The organism is Streptomyces sp. GESEQ-35, from assembly GCF_017948485.1.
Classification (GTDB): Bacteria; Actinomycetota; Actinomycetes; order Streptomycetales; family Streptomycetaceae; genus Streptomyces.
The window spans coordinates 29,600-49,426 of record NZ_JAFFSX010000030.1; the positions used below are offsets into that span (position 1 = coordinate 29,600).

General features: G+C 70.6%; 11 protein-coding genes. 10 read left to right on the plus strand and 1 reads right to left on the minus strand.

Annotated elements, in window-relative coordinates:
• The first annotated feature begins 93 nt into the window (after positions 1-93).
• The 3 genes from KCH87_RS39980 (at position 94) to KCH87_RS39990 (ending at position 5,507) form a co-directional block, all read left to right on the plus strand.
• Positions 94-2,211 carry an ATP-binding protein gene (locus KCH87_RS39980; RefSeq protein WP_210592811.1) on the plus strand — a complete coding sequence of 706 codons (2,118 nt, stop codon included), beginning with the start codon at positions 94-96 and terminating at the stop codon, positions 2,209-2,211.
• A gap of 118 nt (positions 2,212-2,329) precedes the next feature.
• Positions 2,330-3,907, plus strand: coding sequence for a PucR family transcriptional regulator (locus KCH87_RS39985; protein WP_210592812.1), 1,578 nt, complete (start codon positions 2,330-2,332; stop codon positions 3,905-3,907).
• A gap of 151 nt (positions 3,908-4,058) precedes the next feature.
• Positions 4,059-5,507: an aldehyde dehydrogenase family protein gene (locus KCH87_RS39990; protein WP_210592813.1), complete on the plus strand. Its 1,449-nt coding sequence runs from the start codon at positions 4,059-4,061 to the stop codon at positions 5,505-5,507.
• A 97-nt stretch (positions 5,508-5,604) separates the two neighbouring features.
• On the opposite strand, the gene KCH87_RS39995 is transcribed toward KCH87_RS39990, so the two are convergent.
• A complete protein-coding gene (locus KCH87_RS39995; RefSeq protein ID WP_210592814.1) occupies positions 5,605-8,421 on the minus strand; it encodes a glycoside hydrolase family 3 C-terminal domain-containing protein in 2,817 nt (938 codons plus the stop codon).
• Positions 8,422-8,747: 326 nt separating this feature from the next.
• On the opposite strand from KCH87_RS39995, the gene KCH87_RS40000 reads away from it, so the two are divergent.
• The 7 genes from KCH87_RS40000 (at position 8,748) to KCH87_RS40030 (ending at position 19,821) form a co-directional block, all read left to right on the plus strand.
• Entirely contained in the window at positions 8,748-10,436 is a 1,689-nt protein-coding gene (locus KCH87_RS40000) for an extracellular solute-binding protein (protein WP_210592815.1), read from the plus strand.
• Between the two features lie 27 nt (positions 10,437-10,463).
• Positions 10,464-11,498: a sugar ABC transporter permease gene (locus KCH87_RS40005; protein WP_210592816.1), complete on the plus strand. Its 1,035-nt coding sequence runs from the start codon at positions 10,464-10,466 to the stop codon at positions 11,496-11,498.
• Positions 11,495-12,430 (plus strand): carbohydrate ABC transporter permease, encoded by a 936-nt coding sequence (locus tag KCH87_RS40010; protein WP_210592817.1) that lies wholly within the window; start codon positions 11,495-11,497, stop codon positions 12,428-12,430. The genes KCH87_RS40005 and KCH87_RS40010 overlap by 4 nt, the downstream gene beginning before the upstream one ends.
• A 120-nt stretch (positions 12,431-12,550) precedes the next feature.
• Positions 12,551-14,740, plus strand: a complete 2,190-nt coding sequence (locus KCH87_RS40015; RefSeq protein WP_210592818.1) for a sialidase family protein — start codon at positions 12,551-12,553, stop codon at positions 14,738-14,740.
• 14 nt (positions 14,741-14,754) lie between these two features.
• Positions 14,755-16,719, plus strand: coding sequence for a beta-galactosidase (locus KCH87_RS40020; protein WP_210592903.1), 1,965 nt, complete (start codon positions 14,755-14,757; stop codon positions 16,717-16,719).
• A complete protein-coding gene (locus KCH87_RS40025; protein WP_210592819.1) occupies positions 16,716-19,052 on the plus strand; it encodes a glycoside hydrolase N-terminal domain-containing protein in 2,337 nt (778 codons plus the stop codon). Before KCH87_RS40020 ends, KCH87_RS40025 begins: the two co-directional genes overlap by 4 nt.
• Positions 19,053-19,101: 49 nt before the next feature.
• Positions 19,102-19,821 carry a hypothetical protein gene (locus tag KCH87_RS40030; protein ID WP_210592820.1) on the plus strand — a complete coding sequence of 240 codons (720 nt, stop codon included), beginning with the start codon at positions 19,102-19,104 and terminating at the stop codon, positions 19,819-19,821.
• The last annotated feature ends 6 nt before the right edge of the window (positions 19,822-19,827 follow it).

Genomic DNA, 19,827 nt, shown 5'->3' on the forward strand with positions numbered 1-19,827 from the left:
GTGCCGGACGGCGCAAGCGGTGAACTCCCCTTGCCGGGGCATTAGATTGACTCGCTGACGGTGGACGGAACGGCTGCTCAGGGGGCAAGCGCGATGGACAGCGACGGGACGCAGGACGCGCGGGGTACGCATGCGAACCCTGTGCCGCGTCCAGCGGGGCCGCCCCCCGCGATGCCGCCCCTCCCGGCGCAGGCACCCGGTGTGCCCGCGCGCCCGGACGGCTCGGCCTTCCTGGCCTGGCTGCGGACGCCCCGGCCGGAGGCGGCGCCCGGGGTGTGGCGGTTCGGGCACCGGCCGCGGCCGGAGGAGGAGCCGGAGGTCATTCCCGGGCGGCAGCTGATCAGCGGGGCCGTGATCGCGTTCCTGGTCGGCTGGCTCATCTGGTCGCTGCTGTGGAACGGCTATCTCGGCGGCTGGTGGCTGCTGCCGCTCTACGCGATGATCCCCGAGTCCTGGGTCGAACCGCACAGCTTCGCCGCCGTCGTGGTCGTCTACGCCTACTACCTGCTGATCGCGCTGGTCATCATGGTCGGTGTCGGGCGGCTCGGCCGCTGGTCGGAGATCTGGCGCCGCTACGGCCCGCCCGCCTGGCGCCGGACCCCCCGGACGAACGAGCGCCCCCTTGCCGCCGAAGACGACCCCGCCCAGTGGAACCAGCTCCGCGCCGCCGGTGCCGCCGACGCCGCCGAGCGGCTCGCCGCCGAGGCGCGCGACGGGCTGATGCGGGACGTGGACCATGCCCGGATCGCCCGTGCCTGGCAGGGTGTACGGAACGGCCGGCACAGCCTCGCCACCTTCACCGGTGCCGTGCTGAAGGACGGTGCCGCCGCCTGTCTGCACCCCTCCGGGGCGCGCGATCTGCCGGCCCGGCTCGCCCGGCACGACCTCCTCGCCGGCCAGGTGCGGCTCGGTACGACGGCCGACGACGCCCGCAACCCGTACGCCTACCGGGGCGCCGGCCTCGGCCTCGGCCCCGATCTGCTCGGCACCTCGCTGCTCGCCGTCGGACCGGCGGGCTCCGGCAAGACCGGCAGCCTCGTCCGTCCGCTCGCCGAGTCGCTGTGCCTGCACGCTCTCGCCGGGCGGGCAGCCGTCGTCGTGGTCGGCGGAGCGGGCGCGGGGCTCGGTCCGGCCGACGCGTATGACGTCGTCGTACGGATCGGGAATCCGGAATCCGTGTACGACCTGGACCTGTACGGCGGCACCACGGACCCCGATGAAGCCGCGGCCGTGCTGGCCGAGGGGCTCGTCGGGGATCTCGCCGATCCGCATCCGGGCAGTGACAGCCGCCGGTCCACGACCGTGCTCGCGCAGTTGCTCGGGCCGTTCCGGGCGGTGCACGGGCGCTTCCCGTCGGTACCGGAGCTGCGGCAGCTGCTCGACGGGTCGCCCGGTCCGCTCGGCGTGTTGCGCCAGGGCCTCGCAGGCTCCGACCAGGAGTCGCTGCTGCGTGAACTGGACGCGCGGGAGCGGCAGATGGGGCAGCCGAGTGATGTGGGCGGGATCCTCGCGGACCGGGTGGCGCTGCTGGACCGGCCGGCGTTCGCGGGGTTCTTCGACACGTCGGGCCAGTCGCGGCCGTTCTCGCTCAAGGCCCTCGACCATCCGGTGCGGGTACGGATCGACCTGCCCGAGCGCGGACACGCGGACGCCTCGCGGATGCTGGCGCGGCTGGTGCTCGCGCAGTTCACGGCGAGTGTGGCGGTGCGGGAGGACCGTTCGCTGTTCGCCTGTCTGATCCTGGACGACGCCTCGGGTGTCGTCACCCCCGAAGCCGTACGGGGGATTCAGCGGCTGCGGTCCGCGCATGCCGGAGTCGTCCTGACCCTGCGCACCCTCGACGACGTACCGAGGCCGTTGCGCGGTCCGCTGCTCGGGGCCGCCGGATGCCGGATGGCGCTGTCCGGGCTGACGCCGTGGGACGGGCAGGACTTCGCCGAGGTGTGGGGCAAGGAGTGGACCGAGGCACGGGACGTCACCGACCGGCAGATCATCGCCGAGACCCCGGCCGGGAAGGCCGTGCACATGCTGCGGCGCGTGATCACCGGGAAAGCGCCGACCGCGCGGGCGGTGACCGTGCGGCAGGTCGAGCGGGAGCGGTGGTCCGCGTCCGAGCTGGCGCACGGGGTGCCGCCGGGGCATGCGGTGCTGTCGTTGACGACCGTGCAGGGTGAGCACGCGCCGCCGCTGCTGGTGGATCTGCGGGACTGACGTCCGGACGGTGGGGAGTACGGCGACCGTACGGTGAGGCAGAATCTGCATAGGCCGTTCATACGTGGCGGCCAAAGGATCGCAATGATCACGCAACCCTCACCGACCTGAAGGCTCCATGCCCCCTACGCTCGCCTCGCTCGTCCACCATTCCGCGCTCAAGCTCACCGTGCGCGCGGGCGAGGACCGGCTGGACGTGCCCGTCCGCTGGGCACACGTCAGCGAGCTGGCCGACCCCGTGCCGTACATGGAGGGCGGGGAGCTGCTGCTGATCACCGCGCTGAAGCTGGACGCGGAGGATCCGGAGGCGATGCGGCGGTATGTGAAGCGGCTGGCGGGGGCAGGGGTCGTCGGGCTCGGCTTCGCCGTCGGCGTCAACTACGAGGAGACCCCCAAGGCCCTGGTCGACGCGGCCGGGAAAGAGGGCCTGCCGCTGCTGGAGGTGCCGCGCCGCACGCCGTTCCTCGCCATCAGCAAGGCCGTCTCGGCGGCGATCGCCGCCGACCAGTACCGGGCGGTGACGGCGGGGTTCGCGGCACAACGCGAGCTCACCAAGCAGGCGTTGACGGACGGACCCGAGGGGCTGCTCTCCGCGCTCGCCTCGCAGGTCGACGGATGGGCGGCGCTCTACGACGCCTCGGGCGCCGTCGTCGCCACCGCCCCGGAGTGGGCGGGACGCCGGGCCGCAAAGCTGACGGCGGACGTGGAACGGCTGCGGGAGCGGCCCGCGCCCGCCTCGTCGGTGGTGGGCGGGCCGGAGCACGAGGACCGGGTCGAGCTGCACTCCCTGGGCACCGGCCGCCGCCCGCGTGCGGCGCTCGCGGTGGGCACGGCGGCGGCTCTGGGCACCGCCGAGCGGTACGCCGTCCACTCGGCCATCGCCCTGCTGACCCTGACCACCGAACGCTCCCGCTCCCTGCACGCCGCCGAGCAGCGGCTCGGGGCGGCGGTGCTCCGCATGTTGCTCGCCGGGGAGCCGGACCATGCCCGCACGGTGGCCGGGGACCTGTACGGCGGTCTCCTCGACGCCCCCTTCCGCGTGATCGTCGCCGAGCCTGCCACCGCGAACGGGGACCCGCTGGCCGGCCTTGCGGAGGCCATCGAGTCGGCGGGCGCGCGGTCGGGGGAGGCCGTGCTGGTGGTGCCCGAGGGGGAGCGGTTGGTGGCGCTGGCCGCGGACGGCGGGGCCGCGGTCGAGGCGTGCGCGGCCTACGCGGCGGCCCTGGAGGCGGCGCGGACCAACGCGCCGGAGCAGCCGCTGACCGACGAGAACGAACTGGTCGTCGGCCTGTCGGCCCCCGTAGGGCCCATCGCCGCGGCGGCCGCCTACAAGCAGGCCGAACAGGCACTGTCCGTGGCCCGGCGGCGGGGGCGGGTGGCCGTCGAGCACGAGCAGCTGGCCGCGGGGTCCGTGCTGCCGCTGCTCGCGGACGACGCGGTGAAGGCGTTCGCGGACGGCTTGCTGCGGCCGCTGTACGAGCACGACGCCACCGGGCGGGGAGACCTGGTCGCCTCGCTGCGGGCCTGGCTCTCCCGGCACGGTCAATGGGACGCGGCGGCGGCCGACCTGGGCGTCCACCGGCACACGCTCCGCTACCGGATGCGGCGCGTGGAGGAGATCCTCGGGCGGTCGCTGGACGATCCGGACACGCGGATGGAGCTGTGGCTGGCGCTGAAGGCGACGTCGGCGGAGTAGGCCTCTTCTTCGTGCCGGAAATCCGCCAATCCGGCGCACCCGACCCGCCGACCACTACGCCCCGGACAAACACCTCTCCTCCTCCCCACCCCTACCGTGGACCCCGAACACCGAGAACCATCACCCCCAACGCGGAAGGGCCGGACTCCCTATGACTTCCACCCACGCCTTCTGGCTCGCCGGCCGCCAGGTCGCCGGTGACGCCACCTTCGATGTCACCTCCCCGTGGGACGGACGCCTCGTCGGCAAGGCCGGTGTGCCGAGCGACGCGCAGGTCGAGGAGGCCGTGGCCGCCGCGTATGCCGTACGGGACGAGTTCGCGGCGACCCCCGCTCACGTCCGCGCCGCCGCCCTCGACCACGTCAGCCGGCGTCTCGTCGAGCGCACCGAGGAGATCGCGCAGCTCATCTCCGCCGAGAACGGCAAGCCGGTCAAGTGGGCCCGGGGCGAGGTCGGCCGTGCGGTGTCCGTGTTCCGGTTCGCCGCCGAGGAGGCCCGGCGCTTCAACGGCGGCGAGGCCCAGCGCCTCGACACCGACCTCGGCGGCCAGGGGCGCCTCGCGCTCACCCGCCGCTTCCCGAAGGGCGTCGTCCTCGGCATCGCGCCCTTCAACTTCCCGCTGAACCTCTGCGCCCACAAGATCGCCCCGGCGATCGCGGCAGGCGTGCCGATCATCCTGAAGCCGGCCCCGGCCACCCCGCTCTCCGGCCTGATCATCGGCGACCTGCTCGCCGAGACCACCGGCCTCCCGGCCGGCTCCTGGAGCATCCTCCCGGTCGCCAACGACAAGATGCCCGCCCTCGTCCAGGACGAGCGCCTCCCGGTCATCTCCTTCACCGGTTCCGAGAAGGTCGGCTACGCGATCATGGACTCGGTGCCGCGCAAGCACTGCACGCTGGAGCTGGGCGGCAACGGCGCGGCCGTGGTGCTCGGCGACTACGCCTCCGACGCCGACCTCGACTGGGCGGCCACCCGGATCGCCACCTTCTCCAACTACCAGGGCGGCCAGTCCTGCATCTCCGTGCAGCGGGTCATCGCCGACGCGTCCGTATACGACCGCCTGCTCCCGCGCATCGTCGCCGCCGTGGAGGCCCAGGTCACCGGCGACCCGTCCGACGCCACGACCGATGTCGGCCCGCTGGTCAGCGAAGAGGCCGCCAAGCGCGTGGAGACCTGGGTCCAGGAGGCCGTCGACGCCGGCGCCACTCTCCTCACCGGTGGCAAGCGCGACGGCGCCTCGTACGCGCCGACCGTCCTGACCGACGTACCGGCCGACACCACGATCTCCTGCGAGGAGGTCTTCGGCCCCGTCCTGACCGTGCAGAAGGTGGACGGCGAGGCGGCGGCCTTCGCCGCCGCCAACGACTCCAAGTACGGCCTCCAGGCAGGTGTGTTCACCCATGACCTCCAGGTCGCCTTCCGGGCCCACCGCGCCCTGGAGGTCGGCGGCGTCGTCATCGGCGACGTGCCCTCCTACCGTGCCGACCAGATGCCGTACGGCGGCGCCAAGCAGTCCGGCGTGGGCCGTGAGGGTGTGAAGTTCGCGATGGACGACTACACCTACGAGCGGGTGCTGGTGCTCACCGGCCTCACCCTCTAGCTCATGGGAACCATTTTCATATAGAGTTCTCGAAGGGGTCCGGCACCGATGCCTTCCGGTGCCGGGCCCCTTCTCTGTGCCGGACTCCTCCGGACCCTCAGCCGGAGAAGCCGACATGCGCGAGCCGCAGCGGGCCGCGCAGCCTGAGGTACACGTCGTGCACACCTGCGGCGACCAGACCGGCGCCGAGGGTGGTGTAGTCGTACGGCCCCGATCCCGATGCATCCAGGACGGCCGGCGCGGGGCCGCCGTCCAGCGACACCTCCACCGCACCCTCGCCCGCCACTGTCACGCTCACCTGTGTGACACCCGCGCCGAAGTCGCAGGCGCGATAGACGAGTTCGGCCGTCCCGTCGCCCACCGACGTCACCGCGTCGCCCGCCACCTTCGTACGGTCGACGATCTCGATACCGCTCTGCTCGTCGAAGTCGGCGGCGTCCAGGCCGTACCGGGCGACCGGGCGGGGCACGGCGGGTTCGCCGTCGAGGACGACGGTCGTGCGTAGCCGGATGTCCTCGCTGGACGCGCCGGCCAGTACGTCGTACGGGCCCGGCTCTCGCCGCCACCTCCCGAGCGCGACGTCCCAGAACTCGAAGGCGGACAGCGGGACTTCGAAGGACAGCCGCTCGCTCGACCCCGGCGCGAGCGTGAGGCGGCGGTGCGCCACCAGCTCGCGGCGCGGGCGCGGGACCGACGGGTCCACGGCGCGGGTGTAGAGCTGGGCGACCTCGTCCGCCGTCACATCACCGGTGTTGGTGACGCTGAACGAGACGTGCACCGCCTCGCCCTCGGCCCGGACCGACAGATCGCCGTACGAGAAGGACGCGTACGACAGGCCGTGGCCGAAGGGGAACAGCGGCGTGCCCTCGAAGTAGAGGTACGTCTGACGGCCGCCGATCACGTCGTAGTCGAGGAGGTCGGGCAGGTCGGCGTCGTCGGCGTACCAGGTCTGCGGGAGGCGGCCCGCGGGGGAGACGTCACCCGCCAGGACCCGGGCCAGCGCGGTGCCGGCCGCCTGGCCGCCGTGCGCGGTCCAGAGCAGCGCGGGGAGGGCGGCCGGCTCGACCGCGTACGAGTACGCGGAAACCAGTGCAAGCACCGTGCTGGGGTTCGCGGCACGGGCCGCCTCCAGCAGGCGTTCCTGGTGGGCGGGGAGCCGCAGCGTCGTACGGTCCTCGGTCTCGCGGCCGTTGATGTGCGGGTCGTTGCCCGCGACGACCAGGACGACGTCCGCCTGGGCGGCGACACGCGCCACCGCGTCCTCGCCGCGCTCGACGATCTCCACCCGGAAGATTTCCGGGTTCTCCTCGGCAACCTTCACGCCGTCGGCGGCGACAGAGACGTGGCGACCCGTACCGACGTGCTGGAGGAGGTGTCCGTTCTCGTGGGATTCCAGGCGGAATGTTTCCTGGACGACCCAGCCTCCGGGCTGGTCGGCGGAGGCCCGAACGTAGCCGTCGTCGGCGACCGAGAGGTAGCGGCCGTCGGGAGCGCGCAGGGTCAGCACGCCCTCGCCCCAGTCGACGAGCGCGAGTTCGGTGCCCGTGGCGTCGGTGGTGAGCGGCGGGAGATCCGTGCGGCCCGCGAGGAGCGCGGGGTCCAGCGCGCCCTCGGTGCCGCGGACTTCGTCGACGCCGTCGGCGGGCGGCACGGACAGGCAGGAACCGTCCGACGTCCGCAGCCGTACCCGGTCCACCCCCTCCGCGAACTCCACGCGCTCGGCGCCGAACCGCTCGTACAGGCCCTCCAGCGGTGTCGAGCGATGGAGGAGTGTGCCGCTGTACCAGTCGAGCTTGCACTCGTCGGCGAGCAGGCCGACGACGGCGAGGCGGGTGTCGTGGGCGAGGGGCAGCAGGCCGTCGTTCCTGAGCAGGACGACCGCCTGCTCGGCCGCCTCCTGGGCGAGCGCGCGGTGCTCCGGGGTGTCGAATGCGCCCGTCTCGTCGTACGCGTCGAACTCGCCGAGCCGGAAGCGGACGGAGAGCTGGCGGCGTACGGCGGCATCGAGGTCGGCCTCCGTCAACAGGCCGCGCTCCAGGGCACCCTGGACACGGGCGACGATCTGCGAACTGTCCGTGCCGTGGTCGGTGAAGCTGTCGACGCCGGCGAGGAGCGCGGCCGCGGTCGCCTCCTCGTGGGTGTCGAAGTAGTGCTCGGAGTCGACCAGGTTGGAGGGCGCGCCCGCGTCCGAGCAGACCAGCAGCTCGTCGTCGCTCCAGGCGCGCAGCTGCTCGCGGAGGTAGGGCGAGACGTGGTTCGGGCGGCCGTTGACCAGGTTGTACGCCGGCATGACCCCGGCCACCGCGCCCGCAAGAACCGTCTCGCGGAAGGCGCGCAGGTCGTACTCGTGCAGGACGCGCGGGCGGACGGAGGACGATGTGACGTCGCGGCCCGTCTCGTTGTTGTGCGCGAGCCAGTGCTTGAGGACGGGGGCGGTGCGCCAGTACGCCGGGTGGTCGCCGCGCAGGCCGTGCGTGTACGCCGTGGCGATCGTCGAGGTGAGCTTCGGGTCCTCCGAGTAGCCCTCCTCGTTACGCCCCCACAGGGGGTTGCGCAGCAGGTTCACGGTCGGGGACCAGACGTTGAGACCGACGCGGTCGTCGCGGACACGCATGGCACGGGTCTCCTTGGACACCGCGTCGCCGACCCGTCGTACGAGATCCGGGTTCCAGGTCGCGCCCAGACCCACCGCCTGCGGGAACACCGTCGCCGGGCCCATCCACGCCACACCGTGCAGCGCCTCCTGGCCGGTGCGGAAGGCCTCGACGCCGAGCCGTTCGACGGCCGGCGTGAACTGGTGCAGGAATCCGATCTTCTCGTCCGGGGTCAGCCGCGACAGCAGATCGTCGATGCGCTTCGCGAACGGCAGGTGCGGATCGCGGAAAGGCGGCGTGTACGGCGTGGGTGCGGTCACGTTGGGATCCCCTTGCGATGGATCGGTCCGATGCTTTCGAAGCGCTTCGATGCTCATTCGACTCAGGGGCAGGTGTCAAGAGATCAACACCCTCACTTCAAGCAGTGCATAAGGAAAGGTCACCTCTCATACCTCGGAGGAATCTTGGAGGCGACCCTTGTGCACCCCCCGGTGTTCACTTAACCTCGCAGCAACATCGAAGCGCTTCGACTACTGATCGCCCCGGTATGGGGCGGAGGATCGCTTCCGCTCAGCCAGTTCCACTCAAGACACCGCAGCCGACGGCCCCCGCCGGGTGTCCTGGTGCGCCATGAAGGGTTGACGCAATGACGCCGAACGCCGCTTCCGCCTCCGCTCCCAGTCGGAGAAGCTTCCTCGCCTCCACGGCGGTCGCCGCCGCGGCGGTGGGTGGGGGGATGCCGCTGCTTGCCGCGTGCGGCGGGTCGGGCAGCGACTCGCGTGACGGCACCACGTCGGACAAGGACGCGAAGAAGATCCTGCCGGCCTACGTGGCGAGCAATGTGGTGACGCCGGACATCCCGGCCAAGAACGGCTCCGCGATCGGGTTCACGAGCAAGCTGGACCTCGCCACCCTGAAGACCTCGGTCACCAAGAAGCTCGGCAAGGGCGGCAAGGTCACCATCATGTCGCCGTTCTGGGGGTCGCCGCCGAAGAGCGGCAACCCCTACTACCAGGGCATGAACGACCTGATCGGCGTCGACGTCGTCTGGCAGAACCAGGACGGCAACACCTACGAGCAGAAGCTCGGCGCGGTGCTCGCCTCCAGTGACGTCCCGGACGTGGTGGTGGTGCCCGGGTGGAACATGAGCGGCAAGATACCCTCCGCCATCATCGGCAAGTTCGCCGACCTCGGCCCCTACCTGTCCGGCGACGCGGTCAAGGAGTACCCGAACCTCGCGGCGATCCCCACGGACGCCTGGCGGCGCTCCATCTTCGGCGGCAAGCTGCGCGGCCTGCCGATGCCGGCGCCATGGGCCCCCAGCATGGTGCCCCTGTACCGGCAGGACATCTTCGAGAAGGAAGGGTACGAAATACCCAAGTCCTGCGACGAGTTCACGGCCCTGGCCAAGGAGATCACCAACGCCAAGGCCAAACGCTGGGCGTGCCTGGACATGAAGTGGACCGCCTTCCAGGCCTTCGGTGTGTTGTCGGGCAGCGAGAAACCGCTCGGCTGGAACCTCGTCGACGGCAAGCTGGTCTACCGCGTCGAGACCGACGAGTACCTCGAAGCGCTGGAGTGGTCCCGCAAGCTGTTCGAGGCGGGAGTGGTCCACCCCGACTCCGAGATGGGCAAGAACGCCCCCGACCCGGGACCCAAGTTCGCGGCGGGCGAGTTCCTGATCTACCCCAACAACATCACCCAGTGGTGGGGCCGCACCGCCGAACAGGCCACCCAGAACCCGGAGTTCAAGATCTGGGGCATGGACGTCTGGGGCCACGACGGCGGCAACCCCACCATGTGGGCCGAACAGCCCGCCGGCATCTTCGCCTTCGTCAACAAGAAGGCCTCCGAGTCGGTCATCCGCGACGTGCTGGCCGTCGCCAACGTCACCGCGGCGCCGTACGGCACCAAGGAGTACATGATGACCAACTACGGCGTGGAGGGCACCCACTACACCGTCAAGGACGGCGTCCCCACCAAGACCGACCAGGGCAACCTCGATGTGCTGAACGCCTATGTCATGGTCGCGAGCCCCGCCGCGACCATCGCACACCCCGACTTCCCCGAGGTCGCCAAGGGCCAGGTCGAGTGGCAGCAGCGGATGGGCGCCTTCACCAAGAAGTCCTCCTTCTACGGCATGCAGATCACCGAGCCGAGCCGCTACACCAACCTCTCCAACGACTTCGAGCAGCTGGAGGACGACATCGTCCGCGGTCGCAAGAAGATCGGCGACATGCAGCAGGCCGTCTCCGACTGGAAGAGCAAGGGCGGCGACAAACTGCGCGACTGGTACAAGCAGCTGCTCGACGAGAACGGCTCCGCGGCCAACTGACCGGGCACCGAGGCAAGGAGAACGGCCGTGTCCCACAGCACGGTGCCTCGGAGCAGGGCCGAGGCCGACACGACGGACAAGACCCCGGTGGCGTCCGGCGGCGCCACCGGACGCCGTAGGAAACCACCCTCGGGAAAGCTGAGTCTGCGGCTCAGGCTCAGACGAGACCGCGTCCTGCTCCTGATGACGCTGCCGGCCGTCGCCCTGGTCCTGCTCTTCAACTATGTGCCGATCCTCGGCAATGTGGTCGCCTTCCAGGACTACGACCCCTACATCAGCGACAACGGCGTCGTGTCCATGCTGAACAGCCCCTGGGTGGGTCTGGAGAACTTCCAGCGGATCTTCGAGGACTCCTCCTTCTGGCAGGCCCTCGAGAACACCCTGGTGCTGTTCTTCCTCCAGCTCGTGTTGTTCTTCCCGATCCCGATCCTGCTCGCGCTGCTCATCAACAGCGTGGTCAGGCCCCGGGTGCGGGCGATCGCGCAGGCCGTTCTCTACCTGCCGCACTTCTTCTCGTGGGTGCTGGTGATCGCGGTCTTCCAGCAGCTGCTCGGCGGCGCCGGGCTGCTCTCGACACTGCTGCGCGACCACGGGTACGACGGCCTGAGCGTCATGACCGACCCGGAGACCTTCAAGTTCCTGGTCACCGCGCAGACCGTGTGGAAGGACGCCGGCTGGGGGATCATCGTCTTCCTCGCCGCGCTGGCCGCCGTCAGCCCCGATCTGTACGAGGCCGCCGCGATGGACGGCGCCAACCGCTGGAGACGCATGTGGCACGTCACGCTGCCCGCGCTGCGGCCGGTGATCGCGCTGCTGCTGGTGCTGCGCGTCGGCGACGCCCTCACCGTCGGCTTCGAGCAGATCCTGCTGCAACGCGACGCGGTGGGGCCGGGCGCCGCGGAAGTCCTCGACACCTTCGTGTGGTGGAACGGCGTCCGCAACCAGGACTTCGGTTACGCGGCCGCCGCCGGACTCGTCAAGGGCGTCGTCAGCATCGGACTGGTCCTCGCCGCGAACAAGGTGGCCCATCTCATGGGCGAGCAGGGGGTGTACAAGAAGTGACCGCCGTCATCGACAAACCCGTGCGAAGGCCCGGGCTCTGGGCCGCACCTCCCCGACCCGTGTGGGAGGAAGAACCCACCAAGGTGGGGGCGGCGGGCAAGGGGCTGGTCCTGGCGCTTGCCTGCTTCGCGATTCTCTTTCCGCTGTGGATCGTGGTGGTGACCAGCCTGTCCACGCGCAAGACCATCGACCAGGCCGGTGGGCTGGTGATGATCCCCAAGGACATCACCTTCATCGCCTACCAGGAGCTGCTCAGCGGCGGTCAGGTCACGCGGGCCGCGATCGTCAGCGTTCTGGTCACGCTGGTCGGTACGGCGTTCTCGATGACCGTGTCCGTGCTGTGTGCGTACGGGTTGTCCCGGACCGGGTCGCTGGGGCACCGGTGGATTCTGATGGTGCTGCTGGCGACCATGTTCTTCAGCGCCGGGCTCATTCCCACGTATCTGCTGGTGCAGACCCTTGGGCTGACCGACACGTATCTCGCGCTGATCCTGCCCAGTGCGATCAGTGTCTTCAACATCCTGGTGCTGCGGGGGTTCTTCATGGAGATCTCGCAGGAGCTGACCGACAGTGCGCGGATTGACGGGGCGGGGGATTTCCGGATTCTCTGGCAGATCGTGATGCCGCTGTCGCGGGCCGTCATCGCGGTGATCACGTTGTTCTACGCGGTGGGGTACTGGAGTGCCTGGTTCAACGCGTCGCTGTATCTGAACGACCAGGACATGATGCCGTTGCAGAACGTCATGATTCAGCTGGTGCAGAAGCAGGAGGCGCCGGTGGGGCTGGGGCAGGCCATCAAGACGGGGCAGCTGTCCGGGCTTGCCGTGCAGATGGCTGTGATGGTGATGGCTCTGTTGCCGGTGGCTGTGTTGTCGCCGTTCGTGCAGCGGCACTTCAAGAAGGGCATGTTGACCGGGGCGGTGAAGGGTTGACGGGGGGAGCTCGGGGGTGCGCGTTGTTCCCTGGCTGCAGGTGATCCGTGGCTGGTCGCGCAGTTCCCCGCGCCCCTAGGTGGGTCCACTTCTCGCAACTTTCATGGAACGAGGTCTGTCATGCGCATGCCTGGACTGAGCCGGAGGGCCGTCCTTGCCGGGGCTGCGGTCGCCGGTACGGTCACTGCCGTTCCCTCCCTGCAAGGGCGCGCGCAAGCTGCCGAAGCCGCTCCCCCCTACCGCTGGCGCACCGCCGTCATCGGTGGCACCGGATTCGTCACCGGTGTGCTCTTCCATCCGTCCGTCCCCGGGCTCGCCTACGCACGTACCGACATCGGCGGCGCCTACCGGTGGGACGATCGAAGTGCCCGCTGGATACCCCTCACCGATCACATCGGGTGGGACGACTGGAACCTCCTCGGTGTGGAAGCCATGGCCGTCGACCCCGCCCACCCGGACCGGCTGTATCTCGCCCTCGGCACCTACGCACAGTCCTGGGCCGGCAACGGCGCCGTCCTGCGCTCCGATGATCGCGGTGCCACCTGGACGCGTGGCGACCTCACCGTGAAGCTCGGGGCCAACGAGGACGGGCGGGGGACCGGTGAGCGGTTGCTGGTCGATCCGCGGGACAGCGACACCCTGTGGCTGGGGACCCGGCATGACGGGTTGCTCAAGTCGACCGACCGGGGGGCTGGTTGGGCAGCCGTGAGCGGGTTTCCGGCCGGCCCGAGCGCCACCGGGCAGGGTGTCACCTTCCTCCTCGCCGTCGGACGCCATGTCTATGCGGGATGGGGCGACTCGGACGGCACATCCGCCAACCTGTACCGCACCGCCGACGGAACAACCTGGGAAGCCGTCCCCGGCCGGCCCTCCGGCACCTCCGCCCAGGTCCCGATCCGCGCCGCCTACGACCGCCACACCCGCGCGCTGTACGTGACGTACGCCAACGCCCCCGGGCCCAACGGCCAGTCCGACGGCAGTGTGCACAAGCTGGCCGTCACCACCGGCACATGGGCCGACGTCACCCCGGTCCGGCCCGGCGGCAGCGACACCTTCGGGTACGGAGGCGTCGCCGTCGATGCCCGCCGCCCCGGGACCGTCGTCGTGTCCACCAACAACCGCTGGGCCGACATCGACACCCTCTTCCGCTCCACCGACGGCGGTCGCACCTGGACGTCCCTGAAGGACACCGCCGTCTTCGACGTGTCCGAGACTCCCTTCCTCAAGTGGGGTGGCGAGCAGCCCAAGTTCGGCTGGTGGATCCAGGCGCTGGCGCTCGACCCGTACGACTCGAAGCACCTGGTCCACGGCACCGGCGCGACCCTCTACGGAACGCGGGACCTGAAGAACTGGGCCCCGCAGATCCGTGGGCTGGAGGAGAGCTCCGTGCGGCAGCTGATCTCGCCCCCGGCCGGAGAGGCGCATCTGCTCAGCGGGCTCGGGGACATCGGCGTGATGTACCACGAGCGGCTCACGGCGTCCCCGTTGCGCGGCATGGCGGCGAACCCCGTGTTCGGGACGGCGACGGGACTCGCACAGGCCCCGGGCAGAACGGAGTACGTCGTGCGCACCGGGTGGGGCGACAACGGCAACGGGGCGTTCTCCCACGACGGCGGGCGGACCTGGGCGCCCTTCACGGCCCAGCCCGGCATCGCCAAGGACGCACCGGGGCCGATCGCCACCAACGCCGACGGCAGCGTGCTGCTGTGGACCTTCGTGCACTGGGACGGCACGAAGTACGCGGCTCACCGCTCGACGGACAACGGCGCGACCTGGTCCGAGGTCTCCTCCTTCCCGAAGGGCGCCACGCCGGTCGCCGACCCGGCCGACCCGACGCTCTTCTACGCGTACGACACCGACACAGGAACGCTGTACGCCAGCACTGACAGTGGCCGGACCTTCACGGCCCGTGCGGGTGGACTCCCCTCCGGCGACAGCCAGTTCAAGCTCGTCGCCGCACCCGGTAGATCCGGCGACCTGTGGCTGAGCACCAAATGGAACGGGCTGTACAGGTCCGGCGACGGCGGCGTCACCTTCGCCAAGGCCGACAGCTGCTGGGCCTCGTACACCCTCGGGTTCGGCAGGGCCGCCGACGGCGCCGACTACCCGGCGATCTACCAGGTCGGCGCCACCGAGACCATCACCGCCGTCTACCGCTCCGACGACCAGGCGAAGACGTGGGTGCGTATCAACGACGACGCCCACCAGTGGGGCTGGACCGGCGAGGTCATCGTCGGTGATCCGCGGATTTACGGTCGCGTCTACCTCGCCACCAACGGGCGCGGCATCCAGTACGGGGAGCCCGTCTGATGCCCCGACACACGATGCCTCAGCTCAGCGATGCCACCCGCGGTCGCATCCTCTACGGCGGCGACTACAACCCCGAGCAGTGGCCGGAGGAAGTCTGGCTCGACGACGTACGCCTGATGAAAGAGGCCCGCGTCAACTCCGTCACCCTCGGCGTCTTCTCCTGGGCGAAGCTCGAACCCCGGCCAGGCGTACGGGACTTCGGCTGGCTCGACCGGCTGATGGACCTGATGCACGACAACGGCATCGGCGTAGTCCTCGCCACCCCCACCGCCTCGCCCCCGCCCTGGCTCGGCCGTCTCCACCCCGAGACCCTGCCCCGCGACGAGGACGGCCGTGTCGAATGGTGGGGCGGGCGTCAGCACTTCTCGCACTCCAGTGAGGCGTATCGCCGTTACGCCGCCGCGATCACCGAGGACCTCGCCGGCCGATACGGCAGCCACCCCGCCCTCACCATGTGGCACATCAACAACGAGTACTGCACCTTCGACTGGGGCGACGAGGCCGCCGGCCGCTTCCGTCGGTGGCTCCACCACAAGTACGGCACGCTCGACGCCCTCAACACCGCCTGGGGCACGGCCTTCTGGAGTCAGGGCTATGGCGACTGGGAAGAGGTTCTGCCGCCCCGCCACGCCCACTACTTCAAGAACCCGACCCACGTACTGGACTTCAAGCGCTTCACGTCCGACATGCTCCTGGAGTGCTACGCCGCCGAACGGGACATCGTCCGGCGGCACACGCCCCATGCCCCGGTCACCAGCAACTTCATGCCGCTGTGGGTGGGGCAGGACGCCTGGCGCTGGGCGGACGAGGAGGACGTCGTCTCCGTCGACCTCTACCCCGACCCGCGCGATCCGCTCGGCGCCCAGAGCGGCGCGCTCGTCCAGGACATGACCCGTTCGCAGGCCCGCGGCCCCTGGGTGCTGATGGAGCAGGCGGCCGGACCCGTCAACTGGCGGGGCGTCAACCACCCCAAGCCGCGCGGACTGAACCGCCTCTGGTCCCTCCAGGCCGTGGCCCGCGGCGCCGACGCCGTCTGCTACTTCCAGTGGCGTCAGTCGCGGCAGGGCGCGGAGAAGTTCCACTCCGGGATGGTCAGCCACGCGGGGGAGGAGGGCCGTACCTATCAGGAGGTCAAACAGCTCGGCGCCGAACTGCACACCATCGGCGCCGAGGTGACGGGCAGTCACAGCACGTCCGACATCGCGATCCTGCACGACTGGCACTCCTGGTGGGCCGGCGCCCAGGACGGCCGTCTCTCCACCCACGTCGACCACCCCGACATCCTCCGCGCCTGGCACCGCGCGCTGTGGGAGGCCCACCTCACCACCGACTTCGCCCACCCCGAGCACGACCTCACCCGGTACCGGCTCGTGGTGGCCCCGCAGCTCTACCTCCTCACGGACGCGGCGATCGAGAACCTCCTCGCGTACGTCCGCGGCGGCGGCACCCTTGTCTGCGGCTTCCTGACCGGCATCGCCGACGAGGACGACCGGGTGCGTCCCGGCGGCATGGACGCCCGGCTGCGCGAGCTGTTCGGCATCCGCACCCTGCACGAGTGGTGGCCGCTGGACGCCGGGGAGACCGCCCAGTGCGACGGATTCCGCGGGACGCTGTGGTCGGAGGAGATCGAGGCCGAGAGCGCCGCTACGACCGTCCCGTACAAGGGCGGTGAACTCGACGGCCTGCCTGCCGTGCTCCACAAGGGCCGCGCCTGGTACGTCTCCACCCTCCCCGAGCCGGAGGCGCTCCGCGAGCTGCTTCTCCGGATCGCCGGCGACGCGGGCGCCCGGCCCGTGCTCGACGGGCTGCCCGAGCGGGTCGAGGCGGTCCGCCGCGGTGACCTGCTCTTCGTCCTCAACCACGGTCGCGAGGCGGTGACCGTCGACGTTCCCGGCACCCATCGCGACCTGCTGACCGGCGAGACCGTCACCGGCCGGCTCACCCTCGCCCGCTACGGAGTGGCGGTGCTCCGCCCATGACGGCCCATGCAGTCAACACAGTCGCCGGCCCCGTCCACGGCACCTGGGAACCCGCCCCCGCCACCCGCTGGGAGGACGGTTTCCTCAGCGGCAACGGCCACCACGGCGCCCTCGCGTTCGGTGATCCGAACGACGAGCGGCTGGTCGTCACCCATCACACCCTCGTCCGCCCCAACGGCGCCGAGCGCGCCCGCCCGCCCGAACTGGCCTCCCGACTACCCGAACTCCAGGACCGGTTGCTCGCCGGAGAGCTGCGGGCGGCGGAAACATTCACGGACGGGCGCGACCTCCAGTGGGTGCAGCCCTTCCACCCGGCCTTCCACATACGGCTGCGAAGGGCGTCCGGCGCGCACACGCGCTACCGCCGCTCCGTCGACTTCACCACCGGCGTCGCCCGGTCGGAGAGCGACGGCTGGGACAGCCGCGTCTTCGTCTCCCGCGCCGACGACGTGATCGTCCAGCGGGTCACCGCCTCCGACCTGACCATCGACCTCGACCACCGCCTCCCCGGCGCCCCGCACGACCTCGCCGTCGGCCACGGCGCGGTCCTCACCCCCGACGGCGCCCTGCTGAACCTGCGCGCCCGATACCCGGGCAGCGACCGCGCGTACACGGGCATCACACTGGTCAAGATCACGGGCGGCCGTACGACGCTCACACCTCCCGGCCTCCGGGTCACCGGCGCCGACTCGGTCCTGCTGCTGACCCGCGTGCTGCGCCACACCGGCGAGCCCGACGTGCAGGCGCAGTCCCGAGCCCTGCGCGACCTGGCACCGGAAGGCGACGACCCGTACACCCGGCTCCTGGACCGTCACACCGCCCTCCACCGCACGGCCTACGCGCGCGTGACGCTCGACCTGGACGCGAACCCGGCCGAACGCGCACTGCCGGGCTCGGAGTTGCTCGAACACCCCGAGAGCCCGGCCCTCCTGGAACGCCTCTTCGCCGCCGGCCGCTACCACCTGCTCTCCGCCGCAGGCCTGCTCCCGCCCCGGCTCACCGGCCTGTGGACCGGCGACTGGAACACCGCGTGGTCAGGGGCGTTCACCAACGACGCCAACGTCAACCTCCAGACCGCGTCGGCCGCGGCCGCCGCACTCCCCGAAGTCACCGAAGCCCTCGCCGCCCTGGTCCACCGTCAGCTACCGGACTGGCGTGACAACGCCCGCGCGATCTTCGGCGCCCGGGGTGTCGTGGCCCCGGCCCACAGCGACGGCGAGTCCGGGCTGACGTACCACTACAGCCGCGCATACCCGCTGCACCTGTGGACCGCCGGCGCCGACTGGCTGCTCAAGCCGCTCGTCGACCACGACGAGACACACGGCGAGCGCGACCCGCGCACGGCGGACGCACTCGCCGAAGTCGCCCTGTTCTACGAGGACTTCCTCACCCGTACCGACGACGACGGGCACATCGTCGTCGTCCCCTCCTACTCGCCCGAGAACCGGCCCGCCAACGCCGGCTGGGGCGCCATCAACGCGGCGATGGATCTTTCGGCGGCCCGGCACGCCCTGCGTACGGCTGCCGAGTACCACCCCGAGCACGCCGATCGCTGGCGCGCGCTCGCCGACAGGCTGCCACCGCACCGGATCAACAAGGACGGCGCACTCGCGGAATGGGCTTGGCCCGGCCTCGACGACACCTACGACCACCGCCACCTCAGCCACCTCTACGGCGTCTGGCCGCTCGACGAGATCGCCCCCTACGAAACCCCGGACTTTGCAGCGCCCCAAAGGGGCGCGGGGCTGCAATCGATTTGCGACTACCGCCGCGCGTGCGCGACCAGCCACGACGGTGCCGCAGACGAGCGACGGCCGACGGCGGCACAGCCCGCGGAGCGCCTCGCGGCCGCCGCCCACCGCGCGCTCGAACTGCGCGGCGCCGAGAACGACTCGGCGCACGGCCACCTCCACCACGCGCTCGTCGCCGCCCGTCTGCGCGACGCCGAACGCGTGGCGCACGCCCTCGGCCAGGTACTCAAGGGCGACTTCTTCCACGCCTCGCTGATGAGCTCGCACTACCCGAACCTCGACGTCTACAACGCGGACGCCGCCCACACCCTGCCCGCCGTGGTCATCGAGATGCTCGTGCAGTCGACCCCTGACCGGCTGGTGCTGCTGCCCGCACTTCCGGCGGCGTACCCGAAGGGCGAACTCCGGGGCATCCGCACGAGGTTCGGGGCGGAACTCGACCTCAGCTGGAGACCGCACCGGGCGCTCGCCGTCCTGCGTCCCACCCGCACCCTGCGCGTCGAACTCCGGACTTCCTCCGGCGCACGGCCGCTCGACCTCGTAGCCGGAGAAGACCACGTCCTCACCCTGGAGACGTGGTGAATCACCCGCACCTCCCGTGCAACTCCCCCCCACCCATGGAAGGGACACCATGGCAACAACCCGCACGCTGAACAGAATCACCAAGGCCCTGCTGGCCCCGGCCCTCGCGCTCGGTGCCACCGTCGGCCTCGCATCCGCACCCGCCCAGGCCGCCGTCTGGAACTCCTGCGACCAGTGGGGCAACACCAGCCTGAACGGCTACACCCTCTACAACAACATCTGGGGCTCCGGCGCCGGCAGCCAGTGCATCTGGGCCAACTCCGGCACCAACTGGGGAGTCTGGGCCAATCACCCCAACACGGGCGGCATCAAGTCCTACCCGAACTCCAAGAAGGTGATCAACAAGACGATCGCCTCCCTGGGCTCGCTCACCAGCAGCTACAACGTCACCGTGCCGTCGTCCGGCGCGTACAACACGTCGTACGACATCTGGGACACCGACTACGACTACGAGATCATGCTCTGGGTCAACTACAACGGCGCCGTCGGCCCGCTCGGCACCTCGCAGGGCAACGTCACGCTCGGCGGTCACACCTGGACCGTCTACAAGGGCAACAACGGAGCGAACGAGGTGTTCTCGTTCCTGCGGACGTCCGACTCCAGTTCGGGCAACGTGGACATCAAGCCGATCCTCGGTTGGATTGCCAACACCAAGGGCTGGATGTCCAGCAGCGAGACCATCGGCGACGTCCAGTTCGGCTACGAGGTCACCTCGTCGTCCGGCGGACTCGACTTCGTCACCAACAACCTGACGGTCAGCAGCAGTTGACCTGCC

What these genes read in the sequence shown, in the direction of transcription:
- KCH87_RS39980 (WP_210592811.1), top strand. Translation starts at nt 94, where the DNA reads ATGGACAGCGACGGGACGCAGGACGCGCGGGGTACGCATGCGAACCCT.
- KCH87_RS39985 (WP_210592812.1), top strand. Translation starts at nt 2,330, where the DNA reads ATGCCCCCTACGCTCGCCTCGCTCGTCCACCATTCCGCGCTCAAGCTC.
- KCH87_RS39990 (WP_210592813.1), top strand. Translation starts at nt 4,059, where the DNA reads ATGACTTCCACCCACGCCTTCTGGCTCGCCGGCCGCCAGGTCGCCGGT.
- KCH87_RS40000 (WP_210592815.1), top strand. Translation starts at nt 8,748, where the DNA reads ATGACGCCGAACGCCGCTTCCGCCTCCGCTCCCAGTCGGAGAAGCTTC.
- KCH87_RS40015 (WP_210592818.1), top strand. Translation starts at nt 12,551, where the DNA reads ATGCGCATGCCTGGACTGAGCCGGAGGGCCGTCCTTGCCGGGGCTGCG.
- KCH87_RS40020 (WP_210592903.1), top strand. Translation starts at nt 14,755, where the DNA reads ATGCCTCAGCTCAGCGATGCCACCCGCGGTCGCATCCTCTACGGCGGC.
- KCH87_RS40025 (WP_210592819.1), top strand. Translation starts at nt 16,716, where the DNA reads ATGACGGCCCATGCAGTCAACACAGTCGCCGGCCCCGTCCACGGCACC.
- KCH87_RS40030 (WP_210592820.1), top strand. Translation starts at nt 19,102, where the DNA reads ATGGCAACAACCCGCACGCTGAACAGAATCACCAAGGCCCTGCTGGCC.